Below are 14825 nucleotides of genomic sequence, written 5' to 3'. Positions count from 1 at the left end.
CTGCGGCTGACTTTTTTCGTTGGTGGCGAAAATTTGGTGTGAGTGTTAGTTTGGTTCATAATTTTGGTTTTAAGATTAGTTAGTTAAAAATCCGTTAAGATTATGAAGCAAAACTAGATATAGCTAATCTCAAATTGGGGTAAATATTGCTTTTCAGAAAGGGTTAAATCGCTATTTACGTCTCAAAAACTGACTATTTGATAATTAACTTTATTATTTTTTATATTATGTAAAAAAATATTCACAAATAAAAAAACATATCTCAAACACATATAATCAATATTCTAAATCACTTCACAACAAACTTTGAGCATTAATGTAATTGCAAATCGCAGTAGCAAATTCATAAAAAAACCTCAATACAAATTAGCATTGAGGTATGAATGGGATTTTTTAATACAGAGAAACATAGATTTTATTTGTGCCACAAAAACGTTTCACTTTGCATTAAATCTGTAAAAAGTTATTTATATCTAACGGAATTGTTTACGATATTCTACAGGAGTATAATTGTATTTTGCTCTAAAACATTTTCCGAAGTATTTTAAATCATTAAAACCAACTTCAAAACAAATTTCTTTAATCAGCAGATCTTCATTTTTAAGAAGCTCTGCAGCTTCATTCAGTCGCATATCTCGAATAAAAACAACTGGAGAAACACCTGTAATACTTTTAAGTTTATTAAAAAAACTAGCGCGTGACATGCACATTAATTTCCCTAATTCATCAACAGAAAAATCAGATTTAGAAATGTTTTCTTTCACCAATTCAATTACTTGAAGCATAAATTTATTATCTCTATTGGAAATCTGCAATGGTTTCTCCACTTCTATTTCAGCAATTCTTCCTGTAGAATACAACTGCTGCAGACGAATACGCTGTTCTAAAACATTTTTTACTCTTGCTTTTAAAAAACTTACATTAAAAGGTTTTGTAATATAATCATCTGCACCGTATTCCATTCCTTGCAATTTACTTTCAATTGCTGTTTTTGCACTAAGTAAAATCACCGGAACATGACTGATTGCAAAGTTGTTTCGGATAATTTTAAGCATTTCTATCCCGTCTAATTCAGGCATCATAATATCGCTGATTATAAAATCTGGAGATAATTCTGCCGCTTTTAAATGTCCTTCTTCTCCGTTTTCTGCTATATAAATGTTGTAATCACTTTCTAAAATTGAAACAATAAACTTTCTCAATTCATGATCATCTTCAACCACCAAACCAATAGGTTTTTCTCTTATTTCTGTTTCAAGATGTTCTTCTGCTGTTAATTCATCCTCAGCCAAATGTTCATCTGTTTCTTCAAACACTATATCTACCGCATTAGAAAAATGGCTGTATCCTTTTTGAAAAGAAATTTCAAAACTGCTTCCTTTACCCAGTGTTGTTTCAAGTGAAATTTCTGCACCATGTTTTTCAACAGAATCTTTTACGATTGAAAGACCTATTCCGGTACTTGGATTAAAAGGATTTTCATTGTAATTTGAAAAACGGACAAATAACTTTTTTTGAACTACCGAATTGATTCCCGGACCATTATCGCTCACTTTTAAAGAAACCTTTTTTTCAGATTCTTCTACTTTTACTTCAATCGAATTTCCTTTTTTGCAGTATTTAAAAGCATTCGAAAGCAGATTGACTAAAATTTTATCAAGACTATCTGGATCTGCCCATATATGCGGTTTGGTTTCACTAATACTTACTTTTAATTTTATGTTACGCTGAATACTGGTTTCTGCAAAACCTTCACAAACTTCAGACACAAATTGCCCTAGATCTATTTCACGAACTTCTAATTTTCTATCCTGCATTCTTCTCAAGTCTAAAATCTGATTGACAAGATTGAGCAGCTTAGTACTGTATTTTTCGATAACACGAAGCTGTGATTTAACCGAATTATCTATTTGATCATCTGAAAGCATTACTTCTAAAGGAGCAGTAATCATGGTGAGAGGCGTGCGAATTTCATGTGAAATATCAGTAAAGAAATTCAATTTTAATTCACTTACTTCTTTTTCAACCCTTACATCATTACGCAGTTTTAAAATTGTTAAAACCGCTCTTCGAATTAATAAAAACAAACCAATTCCCAATAATAAATAACAGAAATACGCCAAGTTGGTTCCCCAAATTGAAGGTCTTATTGTAATTTTAATCTGTCTATCATTGTCCAGCCATAAATTGTGCCCATTTGTAGAGGAAACTAAAAGTGTATAACTTCCTCTCCCCAGATTGGTATAATTAATAGATTGTCCTGCTTTAATGTAATTCCATTCTTTATCAATTCCTTCTAATTTGTAGCGATAAACAATGTTTTCATTTTTGATATAATCTAATGCAGAAAACTGAACCCTGAAAAAATTCTGATCGTGCTGCAGCGTGACTTCCTTTAATAAATCAGGATTTTTGGGTGTCTCAGGATTTACTTCGTACAATTCTTTATTGTTTACTAAAAATCCAGATATTGCCAGATAAGGTTTAAACGTAGACGATTTAATTGCCTCTGGTTTAAAATAGATAACTCCATCTGAATAACCTGAAACAATTTCGCCGCTTGATAATCTGCATTTTGTTGCTTCTGAGAATATTTCGGTTCCAATAATAGACTTTAACTCCGGAAATGTTTCGCAGCTATTATTTTTAGGATCAAAACGAACTATCTGATTATCACCCATGAGCCATATTTTTCCAAATTTGTCCTCCTGCATTCCGACAACACCTTCTAGTGGAAAACCAAAATTTTCGCTCCAAAATGTTTTAACCTTTACGTTATTCTGCTTATCTATATCAATCAGAATCAGTCCTTTTCCGTTTGTAGCCAATGCCAAACGATTATCAGAAGTAACAATTACATCCAGAATATCATTTCCAGAAGCCTGAAAATGTTCTTTAATTTTCAATTGGGATTTACTGCCTTCTGAAAAAGAAAATAATTTGTAAGACGATACAAAAAAGATTTTGAGCTCTTTGGTTTCAACGATTGAACGAACTTTATCTGCTCCGCCAATTGGATAGTTTTTTAGTTCGTTTCTATAACTCACAAAACTGATTCGGTTGTTTGATTCTCGAACTAAATTAATTCCGCCTCCCCAAGTAGCGAAATAAATTTGGCCGTTTGTTGCTTGAAAAACTTTATAAATATCATCTGAACTAATACTATATTTATCCTTTTCATCATATTTATAGTGTTGTACTGCAAAACTAAAAGAGGACTGCTTGGGAGTAAGACAGAAAACGCCATTTCCGCGTGTTCCAATCCATATTCTGCCTTTAGAGTCCTGCATCATACTGTAAATATCTGCGCCCCAGCCTGGACTGTTTTGTGAAAATGTTCCGTCAGAACCCAAGAAACCGATCTTTCTTTTTTGCGAATCAAACAATTCAATATTTTCACCGCGGCTTGCTACCCAAAGATTCTTCTTATTGTCTTCCATCAGACTGCGGACATTTTTCTTTTTGTTATCTGCGGATGTCCTTAAGTTTAATGACAAAAAATTACTGTTATTAAATGTAATTAAGTCCAATCCCTGCTTATAAGAACAAAACCAAAGATTTCCTAATTTATCAAACATTGCGGTATGCATAACATCTGATACAGTTTCTTTTGATTCCTTAATACATCGTAATACAGAACGTAACTTATTCTGTTTTTCGTCCCAATAAGCAAAAGCTCCTTTATTGGACTGAATCCAGACTGTTCCGTTTGGCGAGGTTAACAGAAAACTTTTTTGCTTACCGGCTGTTGTAGCGGGATTGCTTGAATCGACTTCTAATTGTTTTAATTTTCGGGTAAGTAAATCAAACTGAAATACTGCTGATGGAGTATCAAACCAAAAATATCTTGAATGCGTTAATCCTAAAAAATTGATATTTTCATTAGGCAGTCCTTGCAGTGTTTTAGCATTATAAGTATCGAGTTTACCTGCTTTAATATCATACAAACAAAAGCCGTTACTTTTTGTAACTATCAACACCTTACTGTCTTCGACAATATCCAATAATAGAATATCATCTTTGATTCCTAAATTCAAATCAAAGAAAGTACTTGATTTTTTATTGTATCGTATAAATTTTCCTTTATCACCGCCAAACCAAAGATCTTCCTTTGTTTCTTCAGCAATATTAAATGAATTAGACTTTCCAGCTTGTCCTGCCATATTCGAAAAGAAATACTCCGGTATTTTAGCAGACTTATTTAACCTGCAAATACCTGCATCTGTTAAAAACCAAGTCGTTCCTAACTTATCTTCAAAAACATCTCTAATTTTTCCGAAATGCTTATCCACATCAAAATTAACTCGTCTAACCTGTTTGTTAGTTTCAAAAACGATCATGTAGTTTCTACTTTCAGGAAAAAGCCAGGTCCTTCCAGAAGGCATAATTTTAAAATGGTCAAAAGTATGATTAGCAGAATCTCCTTCTGTAGGATTGTGAAATTTTAGTTCTCTTGCATCAAAATAATAGACATCATTTTTCTCAGATTGAATCCATACTCTTTCATTATTATCGAACTTAAATTTAGAGACACGATTAGACTTTATATTTAAAGGCACACTTTGTTCTACTTTGAATTTTCTAAAAGTATTTCCATCATAACGAATCAGTCCATTGAAAGTTGCCAGCCAAATAAATCCTTTCTCATCTTGCTGAATTCCTAAAACTCTTGATTGGCTTAACTTACCATCATTTGAAAAATGAGTAAGAAGGCCTGTTGGCTGAGCAGTACAAAATGCACTTATCAAACAAAAAAATAAGACAATGGTTTTATGTTTCAGCATACTTAAATTTAGTTTTTGGCGGAAGTCACAAAAATATCAAAATTACTTTCCTAACCTAAAATACGAACTGTAATTAGCAAAATGCCCTCTATTAAATAGTTATTTTTACTCTTTTACCAATTGAGGCAAATTCATAAAAAATGATGCTTAAGCTTTACAGCACGTGTGAAATAGCAATTAGTACTCAGCTAAAAAATGTAATCCTATAATTTTGTATCTTCAATTTTGATAAACATTCTACGCAATTTCAATAAAAAAAAACCTATTAACTATATAAACCCAAAACCACTCACACAATTCAATGAAAAAAGTATACAAACTTGTGTTTATGCTAAACTTCCTTGCATTAAACACTTTTGCACAAGAAAACGCTGCATTTAAAAATCCAAATTTACCTATTGAACAACGCGTTGACGATTTGGTCTCCCGAATGACAATCGATGAAAAAATAAATCAGTTAATGGATTCCGCTCCTGCTATTGATCGTCTGGGCGTGCCAGAATACAATTGGTGGAACGAATCCCTGCACGGTGTTGCGCGTGCGGGATATGCTACGGTTTTTCCGCAATCTATTTCTATTGCCTCATCTTGGGACAGACAGTTAATTTTTGATGTTGCGAGTGCTATTTCTGATGAAGCGCGCGCCAAACATCATGAATATTTAAGACGAGGACAGCATGGCATTTATCAGGGATTGACTTTTTGGTCCCCTAATATTAACATCTTTCGTGACCCGCGCTGGGGACGCGGACATGAAACTTATGGAGAAGATCCCTTTTTAACCAGCCAGCTCGGACTTAATTACGTTAACGGACTTCAAGGTACTGATAAAAAATACTTTAAAGTAATTGCTACTGCCAAACATTTTGCTGTTCATTCTGGTCCAGAACCATCTCGTCATCAATTTAATGTCGATGTGAGTGATATTGACCTTTATGAAACGTATCTTCCCGCTTTTCGTACTCTTGTAAAAGACGGTCATGTTTATTCTGTAATGGGAGCTTACAACCGATTTAGAGGTGAATCGTGCAGTGCAAGTCCGTTTTTATTCAATATCCTTAGAAATGATTGGGGATTTAAAGGTTATATCGTTTCCGATTGCGGTGCTGTAACTGATATTTGGAAATATCATAAAATAACCAATGATGCGGCTTCAGCTTCGGCTCTAGCAGTAAAAGAAGGTTTAGATTTAGAATGTGGCAGCAGTTACAAATCATTAAAAGAAGCGCTTGACCGAAAATTGCTGACAGAAGCTGATATTGATACTGCCATAAAACGTTTGTTTACCGCTCGTTTTAAATTAGGAATGTTTGATCCTGATGAAATTGTTCCTTATGCTCAAATTCCATACTCCGTAAATAATAATTCTGCAAATGACTGGCTTGCTCGTACAGCTTCTCAAAAAAGTATTGTTCTTTTAAAAAATCAAAATAATACATTACCACTTTCTAAAGACATCAAAACAATTGCTGTAATTGGACCAAACGCAAATGATATACAGTCACTATGGGGAAATTACAGCGGTGTTCCGAGCAATCCAATTACTGTGCTTAAGGGGATTCAAAACAAAATTGAACCTAGTGCAAAGGTATTGTATGCAAAGGGAACAGACCTTGCGAAAGGTGTTCCTGAAATGAATGTTATTCCGTCTATTTACTTTCAAAATGAAAATGGAACTCAAGGCTTAACAGGAGAATATTTTGATAACACTGAATGGCAGGGAAAACCACTTTTTGTTCGTAATGATGACAATATAGATTTTCATTGGGACATTAACACACCTGATCCGCGTATGAAAATGGGAAATTATAGTGTAAAATGGTCTGGTTATATAACGGTTCCAAAAACAGGAATTTACAATATTTCTGACTGGTCAAAACCTTTTATGACCATAGATATTGAAACGGGGAAAACTACTGGCGGTAAAAACAATCATCACCCGAGAATTCGTCCACAGAAAATTACATTAGAAGCTGGAAAAAAATATAAGATTGAAGTGAAATATCAAAATTTCTATGGCGATGCAATAGCGCAACTTTTATGGGCAGAACCACAAGAAAATGCATTAGAAAAAGCGGTTCAAACTGCCAATCAAGCGGATGCTGTGGTTTTGGTATTGGGATTAAATGAACGTTTGGAAGGTGAAGAAATGAAAGTGGAAGCGGATGGTTTTGAAGGCGGAGACCGTACCAGCCTTAACTTACCAGCAAATCAGGAAGAATTGATGAAAGCAATAAAAGCAACTGGAAAACCTGTTATTTTAGTTTTAATAAACGGAAGTGCGCTTTCTATAAATTGGGCAAATGATAATGTTCCAGCTATTTTAACAGCCGGATATCCAGGACAGCAAGGCGGTAACGCAATTGCAGATGTACTTTTTGGTGATTATAATCCAGCCGGCAGATTACCTGTTACGTACTATAAATCTGTAGACCAGCTGCCAGATTTCGAAAATTATGACATGAAAGGCCGTACGTACCGCTATTTTACAAAAGATCCTCTTTATCCTTTTGGATTTGGTTTGAGTTATACTAAATTCAAGTACAGCAATTTACAAATTCCTGCAAATGCAAGTGCAGAAACAGACTTAAAAGTATCGGTTGATGTAACCAATATTGGTGACCGCGATGGAGATGAAGTTGTTGAATTGTATATAAAAGATGAAAAAGCCTCTACTCCGAGACCAATATGTCAGTTAGAAGGTTTTGAGCGAATTCATCTTAAAAAAGGAGAAACAAAAACAGTTAGTTTTACAATTAATTCGAGACAATTATCTTTAATCAATAAGAAAAAACAACGTGTTGTAGAACCAGGATGGTTTACGATCTCAATTGGAGGAAAACAGCCAGATGGTTCGAGCGATATTCAAACTGGCCGAATAAATATTACAGGAAAAGAATTATTACTGGATAAATAGTATTAAAATTTAATACAACAAAGCCTTTAAACAACTACGTTTAAAGGCTTTGTTGTTTAAAATAAAATTGAAAAAAACATTATTATAAATTATTTTTATAAGTACTAAAAATTATTAATTTGATTAATAACACAGACCGCCATAAATTTGTCTCATCAAAATCAAACAACTGATTTGAAATCAAAAAATAACTTTTAAAAAATAGAAAACATGAAATTTACAAGAAGAGCAAACGCAAATTGGAAAGGTACAGGAATGGAAGGAACAGGAACTATAAGTACACAAAGTACTACTTTAGATAATGCCCAGCTGTCTTTTAAAACTCGTTTCGATCAAGGCGTGGGAACGAATCCTGAAGAATTAATCGCAGCGGCACATTCTGGTTGTTTTACTATGCAGTTAAGCTTTTTGCTTTCTGAAGCCGGATTTGTTCCAGAAGATTTAAGTACAGAAGCTAAAGTGACTTTTGAAGATGGAAGTATAACTTTAATACAATTAATACTTAATGGTAAAGTTCCTGGAATTTCAGAAGAAGATTTTCAAAAAGCAGCTCAAAAAGCAAAAGAAATTTGCCCGATATCTAAATTATTAAATACTGAAATTACTTTAGCAGTAACACTAAATGCATAAGCAAATTAAAATAGAAGCTTACTAAGAATAATACTTAAAAAAAGCCTGACTTTACGGTCAGGCTTTTTTACTTTGCATTATAAAATCACTTACTGATTTCACAAAATAAGGAGAATCGTTCCATCTTATTTTACGGTAAGCGAAGTCTTTTTTTAATGATTCTGGAAGACAATTCCAGATCGCTTCGTTCATTTTTTCCAGCAGTAATTTCTTTGAAAAGGAATCTGAAACTACTAAACTTATTTCTCGTACTGGTTTTGGTTCTTTAAAAGGTTTAAAAAGTCCCAAATCTTTTTCGTTAAGAATAGAAAGCTCTGGAATAATGGCAAAACCCAATTGTGCATGAACCAGATTTTTTAAAGTTTCGATCGAACTAATATCGTAAGTAAACTGTTCTTTTATTTTTCCTGGTGATTTTATACCGCATATATCGAGCAGTTGCGCATTGTAGCAAAACTCACTATGAAGCAGCAATAACTCTGTTTTATCTCCTGGCTGCATTTCATAAAATTCATCTTTAATCATCGGATGAAGTTTATTCAGATAAGCTACAAAGGGTTCCTTAAATACTGGATGTTCAATTAAATTTGGGTTTCCTGTTGGTGTTGCCATTAAAGCCACATCTAAGGCACCAGTTTCCAGATCTTTCATTAACTGCCCTGTATTGGCTTCTTTTATAATAAAATGCACTTTTGGAGTCGCTTCTTTCATTGCCTTAATAAACAACGGAATCAGATATGGAGATAATGTTGTAATTACTCCTATTTTAACTTCTCCCTCTAATAAGTTTTTTTCGTTTACTACAAAATCACGTATTTCGTCGGCTTCACGTAGTATTTTTTTGGCTCGGTTTATAATTTCTACTCCTAGTATTGTAGGCGTTAAGGGTACTTTATTACGATCAAAAATTTTGATGCCTATTTCTTCTTCCAGATTTTTTAATTGAATTGTAAGACCTGGCTGTGTAACCATGCATACTTCAGCAGCTCTCGCAAAATGTCTTTCTTCGTCTAATGCTACAATATATTTTAATTGTTGTATGGTCATGATTATAAATTTATTTTATAAAGATAAGTAAAAAACCAGTTCTGCTTATAAAACAGGAGATTTCTAGTGATTTTGTCTTTTTAATGGTAAGATAAATTTAAAAGTACTTCCTTTTCCGAGTTTACTTTCAGCCCAAATTTCGCCATTATGTTTTTTTACAAATTCACTGCAAAGTAATAATCCAAGTCCGTTTCCGATTTCATTTTCTGTTCCTTTTTGGATTACTTTCTCATTGATTTTAAACAGTTTTTCTTTTATGTTGTCTGGAATTCCTATACCATTATCCTTAATTGAAACTTCAACTTTTTGATTGGACTTTTGCATCCTGATTATAATTTCACCATGATGATCTGTAAATTTAATTGCATTGGTCAGCAAGTTTCGCAAAACGGTATCAATCATATCTTTATCCAGATCAGCTTCAATAATTTCAGTTGATTCAAACTTAATGTCAATGTTTTTATTTAATGCAGCGTTTTTATTAAGTCCGATGTTTTCTTCAATCAATTTATTTAAGATCACTTTTTTAGGATTGTATTCCATCATTCCAGTTTGTACCCTAGACCAATCCAAAAGGTTTTCAAGCAACTTGTAAATATTTTTGTTTGATTCGTGCAGCAATTCGGTAATCTCTTTAATTTCTTCACGGCTGTACGTGTCAATTTCCTCCGACATTACTTCTGATAATGCAACCGACGATCCCAATGGACCTTTTAGATCGTGTGCAATAATAGAAAAGAATAAGTTTTTATCTCTTAGAAGTTTCTGTATTCTAAGATCTTGTTTTTCTTTTACTAATAATAAAAATCCAACCGTACCAATGAGGGTTAATAAAAATAAGCCGATACTATACAAACTGTCAAAAATACTTGGTCTGAAAAAATTTTTCTGTGGATTTATATAGCTGTAAACCGCTCGCAAAAAGATTAAAATTTCAAAAGAAACATAACAAAGCAGGTAAAAAATACGGAATAAATTATTCTTTTTTTCTTTAAAATAACTAATTGTTGGCGGCAGATAAATGGCAAATATTCCGAGGGACATAATTAAAATACGAGTATTCATCGTACTTTCTAAAAACGTTGAAATATTAAAAACCAACATTGTCACAACTGTAATACCAATTTGCAAATGATAACGTCTTGAAAATTTGGTTTTAATCATAGACATTATTGCGATCGTTTCATAACAAGCGCCTGCAAGAATGGTAGTATTGGCAAGGTTTATCGAGATAAAATCTGGAGCTACGTTTCTTAAAAAAATAAATACCCAGCCAATAGTCAGTAATATTTTTCCATATCCAAATGTTTTTAATTTTTTCTTATTCTCTGCTGTAGCATACGAAAAGGCATAACTAAAAATAAGAATACAAATAAATAAGTTTCCCCAAAAATAGAGCATAAAAACCGTTTTTGGATCTAGAGGTAAAAATTTGAACATTATTGAGTTATGTATATTAAAAACTGACCGCAAATATACAAAATCACAGTATAATCAATACTTATCGACTGTTAGGTATAAAAATTACTAATCTTGGCGACTAATGATAAAATGAAAAGATCATCTAAATTTACTTTAAATGATCTTCCAACATTATTGAATACAGAGCTGTATAATTTCAAAATTATATACTAAGAATTATTCTTTTGTCTTTTTGTTTACTATGAGTTTAGGTCTATCAGGGTTATTAGACAATATCCAGCCGGTGCGGTATATCCAATCTGTCATTTTATGAAGTTTGGCGAAATCAATATTTTCAGACTCATCCATTGGTGTATGGTATTGACTGTGGAGTACGCTGGTAAAAAAACAGCTGGTATTCCTTTTTGAGCGTAAGGAAGATGATCCGACCTAAAATAAAAGAATTCAGGATGTTCAGGTCTGTCCCAAAGTTTATCAAGCTCGAATTTAGGACCTTCTTCGTTTGCTTTCTTAGCGATATTAACCAGGTCAGGAGAATTTTGATGAGGATCACTTGAACCCAATAATGCCGCTTGATTAATATCGTTTCTTCCTATCATATCTCCGTTTAAAACTGCGATTATATCTTTTTGAGGCACTGTAGGATGCGAAGCATACCAGCTAGAACCTAATAATCCGCGTTCTTCTGAACCATGAAAGACAAATAATGCAGACCTCTTAGCTGGTTGTTTTTTATAAGCTCTCGCAATGGCAAGCATGGCGACACAAGTACTTGCGTTATCATCTGCTCCATTGTAGATTGAATCTTGTCCATATTTTTGACGCACACCGTCGTGATCTTGATGTCCGCTAAAAAGAACATATTCATTTTTTAATTGTGGATCTGTGCCTTCGATTTTTCCAACAACATTTACTGAAGGATATTTATAAGTTTCAGAAATGACTTCGGCTGATAAATTCTCTTTCGTGTTTTTTAGAAAATCAATTTGATCATTATGCAACCAAAAAGCAGGCATTCTAGAGGGCACAGGCATTTTGTCGCGATAACCTTCGATACCATAAACACCTCTTTTCATCTGCGGCTCCACTTGAGACCAGCATTTTTCTCCAAATTCATCTGCAATAATGATAAGAGCTGCAGCGCCTCTATAAGCAAGATCTTCATAATACTTCTGCTTAACAAATCCTGGATAGCGTCTTTCAAAAAGAGAAATGTCTTCAGAAATCCCGTCTTTCGATGCAAGCAAAACAACAGCTTTTCCTTTTACATCTACTTTTTTAATTTCTTCTGGTGAAATTTTTCCTAAATAAAGTAAGGGAGCTTCAACTTTATTGGTTGTGGTTTCGGCAATTAAAACCTCACTCCACAATTTGAATTCTTTTTGACCAATCTTAAATTTGGTGTAGTTTGTAACCTGATGCCTGTACAAATCAAAAAACTGGAAAAAAGTACCATCGTCTCCTGCAGGAGACATTCCAGCTTGTTTTGCTTTTTCTGCCAGCCAAACAGATACTTTCAACTCGTCTAAAGTACCGGCTTCGCGCCCATTAAAGTGGTCTCCTGCCATTTGGTACATATCCGTTTTAAGATCTTTTACCGTAATTGCAGAAACTAAAGGCTTTTTTACTGCTTGCGAAAAAATCACATTGCAGTATAAACTAAGTAATATAAATAACTTCTTTTTCATAATTAAAATCAAATTAAAGAATTAAAATAATTTTCTTGCAAAAAAAGAAGGGTCTGAAAAAAAACAAATCTATACTTTTTATAAATATCCTTCAATAAAAAATACTTTTTTTATTACATTTTGTTTAATCCTCAATTAAAACAAGACTTAACCTACAATAATTTAAACACTAAAATAACTTGCAATGAATCTTATGCAAAATAGAGATGTTTATTTTTACAATAATTTATTATTTTATTCAATAAAATCGTAAAACAACATTTTTGAATGCATATTCTTGATATATAATCTTTATTTGAAAAAAAATAAATAATATTGCTGAATTGATTCTTACCTAAAGCATGGCTCAAAATTCAAATATTGACGAAAAAAAACTTCTTCTTGAATTATCTCAAGGAAGTGAGCTTGCTTTTACAAATGTATACAATCAGTATAAAAATAATGTTTACTCTACTGCTTTTAGAATTACTAAATCAAAAATTTTATCAGAAGAAGCTGTTCAGGATATCTTCTTGAAGATCTGGCAGAATCGTGAAACTTTGTCTGAAATAGACCATTTTGAAAATTATCTTTATATCATCTCGCGCAATCATTTGTTCAATTCCATTAAGAAAATTGCAAGAGAAGCTACTTTAGCATCAGAAATTAATTTAAAAGAGACCGGCTTTATAGATACAGATACCTCAATTAAAGACGAGCAGTACAATATAATTTTAAACCAGATTGTGGAACAGCTTCCTCCGCAGCAGCAGAAAGTTTATAAAATGGCTAAATTGGAAGGTTTGAGTCATCAAAAAATTGGTGAAAGTTTAGGCATTTCGACTGAGACTGTAAAAAAACATATGGCGCAGGCTCTAAAATTTATACGTCTTAAAATTTCTCCGTACATGAATATGTTCATGACGTTTCTTCTATTTTTTAAATTATAGATTAAAGTTTTTTCTCTCAAAAAAGCCTTATTGGCTATTATTTTACCTTTTTTTTACTTTTTTTTTACATTTCACTACTCCCCTCCCTTTTTTAAATGGTCTTTATTATAAAGAGACAACATTAGAGATGTCTTATCCCTAAAATCAGAAGGGCTGAAAAAAAAAAAAAAAGATAACCCAATCTATCATTTACAAACAAGTACTAATTTAATTTACTAAACAATGCAGCAAAAAAAATTCGAAGAGTTATTTGAAGGCTACCTGCAGAATAATCTATCTGATGCAGAACAGCAGCAAATGATGGAAATAATTCAGCAGGGAACCCATGATGATTTTCTAAAAGAAAAACTTCATGATATGCTGAAAAACGATTACGTTACTGAAGTAATGGATAAAAAGCAGGGAGATGATATTCTAAACTACATTTTATCTAAACCGCAAAACGAACCTAAAGTTTTAGATTTAAATCCTAAGAAAAGAAACAGAAGAACAGTTTTGAAATTTGTATTTGCGGCTGCTAGTATTATTGCTTTGATAGCTGTTGGAAATTCATTCTTTTTTACAAAAAATAATTCTCTTCCTGCCCCAGCTGTTCAACCAGAAGTTATAGCAGAAAACACTTTAATTGATTTCAGCGGTAAACAGTTGGTACACCTTCCTGATGGCAGTACGGTTCTTTTAAATGACAACAGTAGTTTAAAATACGATCAAAATTCCTTTAACAGCAAAACTCGCGAAGTAACACTGACGGGAGAAGCTTTTTTTGACATTAAACGCAACGAAGAAAAACCTTTCATTGTACATACGGGTAAGGTACAGACTAGAGTTTTAGGTACTGCTTTTAATATCAATGCCAAAAATTCTTCAAACAATATCGAAGTTACCGTTACCCGTGGTAAAGTTCAGGTTGGAGACACTCAAAAAGTCTATGGTGTGATTACTCCGAACCAGCAGATTAAAGTCAACAAAAACACTTTGAATTTTGAGCAGAATAATATCAACGCTGCTGTTGTAACGGAGTGGAAAAGTAATTACTTGATTCTGGATGATATTAATATGACTGAAGCTGCTGCATTAATTTCTCAGAAATATAAAGTTCAGATTTTAATACAGAATGAAAAAATTAAAAACTGCAGAATAACCGCGAGTTTCTTAAATGAAGAAGATTTGGATCATGTTTTAAAAGTAATCTCAAGTGTTCTAGAAACAGAATATCATTACGACAAAGCCGGCGCTGTTATTTTAGATGGCAAAGGGTGTGAGTAAAGAATAAAGAATAAAGAATAAAGAATAAAGAGTAAAGAATAAAGAGTAAAGAGTAAAGAGTAAAGAGTAAAGAGTAAAGAGTAAAGAGTAAAGAGTAAAGAGTAAAGAGTAAAGAGTAAAGAGTAAAGAGTAAAGAGTAAAG

At 32.8% G+C, this 14825-nt stretch carries 8 protein-coding genes; 4 read left to right on the top strand and 4 right to left on the bottom strand.

All coding sequences use genetic code 11. The features are described 5' to 3' along the window. Positions 1-473: 473 nt before the first annotated feature. Positions 474-4784, bottom strand: a complete 4311-nt coding sequence (locus tag EDB96_RS08895; RefSeq protein WP_134140232.1) for a hybrid sensor histidine kinase/response regulator transcription factor — start codon at positions 4782-4784, stop codon at positions 474-476. Between the two features lie 328 nt (positions 4785-5112). On the opposite strand from EDB96_RS08895, the gene EDB96_RS08890 reads away from it, so the two are divergent. Together EDB96_RS08890 and EDB96_RS08885 are read left to right on the top strand one after the other, a co-directional pair. Continuing rightward, positions 5113-7701, top strand: a complete 2589-nt coding sequence (locus EDB96_RS08890; protein ID WP_243839318.1) for a glycoside hydrolase family 3 C-terminal domain-containing protein — start codon at positions 5113-5115, stop codon at positions 7699-7701. Positions 7702-7911: 210 nt separating this feature from the next. Further along, entirely contained in the window at positions 7912-8331 is a 420-nt protein-coding gene (locus EDB96_RS08885; protein WP_057116387.1) for an OsmC family protein, read from the top strand. 57 nt (positions 8332-8388) lie between these two features. On the opposite strand, the gene EDB96_RS08880 is transcribed toward EDB96_RS08885, so the two are convergent. From EDB96_RS08880 to EDB96_RS08870, 3 genes are all read right to left on the bottom strand, one after another. Further along, a complete protein-coding gene (locus EDB96_RS08880; protein ID WP_134140228.1) occupies positions 8389-9378 on the bottom strand; it encodes a hydrogen peroxide-inducible genes activator in 990 nt (329 codons plus the stop codon). Positions 9379-9441: 63 nt separating this feature from the next. Continuing rightward, positions 9442-10779, bottom strand: coding sequence for a sensor histidine kinase (locus tag EDB96_RS08875; RefSeq protein ID WP_166669285.1), 1338 nt, complete (start codon positions 10777-10779; stop codon positions 9442-9444). 323 nt (positions 10780-11102) lie between these two features. After that, entirely contained in the window at positions 11103-12488 is a 1386-nt protein-coding gene (locus EDB96_RS08870) for a M28 family peptidase (protein WP_317126461.1), read from the bottom strand. A gap of 341 nt (positions 12489-12829) precedes the next feature. On the opposite strand from EDB96_RS08870, the gene EDB96_RS08865 reads away from it, so the two are divergent. Together EDB96_RS08865 and EDB96_RS08860 are read left to right on the top strand one after the other, a co-directional pair. After that, the gene (locus EDB96_RS08865; protein ID WP_134140225.1) at positions 12830-13417 is read left to right on the top strand and encodes an RNA polymerase sigma factor; all 588 of its coding nucleotides are present in this window, start codon (positions 12830-12832) and stop codon (positions 13415-13417) included. A 222-nt stretch (positions 13418-13639) separates the two neighbouring features. Continuing rightward, positions 13640-14683, top strand: coding sequence for a FecR family protein (locus EDB96_RS08860; RefSeq protein WP_134140223.1), 1044 nt, complete (start codon positions 13640-13642; stop codon positions 14681-14683). Positions 14684-14825: the final 142 nt, after the last annotated feature.

The sequence above is a fragment of the Flavobacterium sp. S87F.05.LMB.W.Kidney.N genome, from assembly GCF_004366435.1.
Classification (GTDB): domain Bacteria; phylum Bacteroidota; class Bacteroidia; order Flavobacteriales; family Flavobacteriaceae; genus Flavobacterium.
Note: the sequence above shows the minus strand (reverse complement) of the source record. Positions and strands in the feature narration are given on the sequence as shown.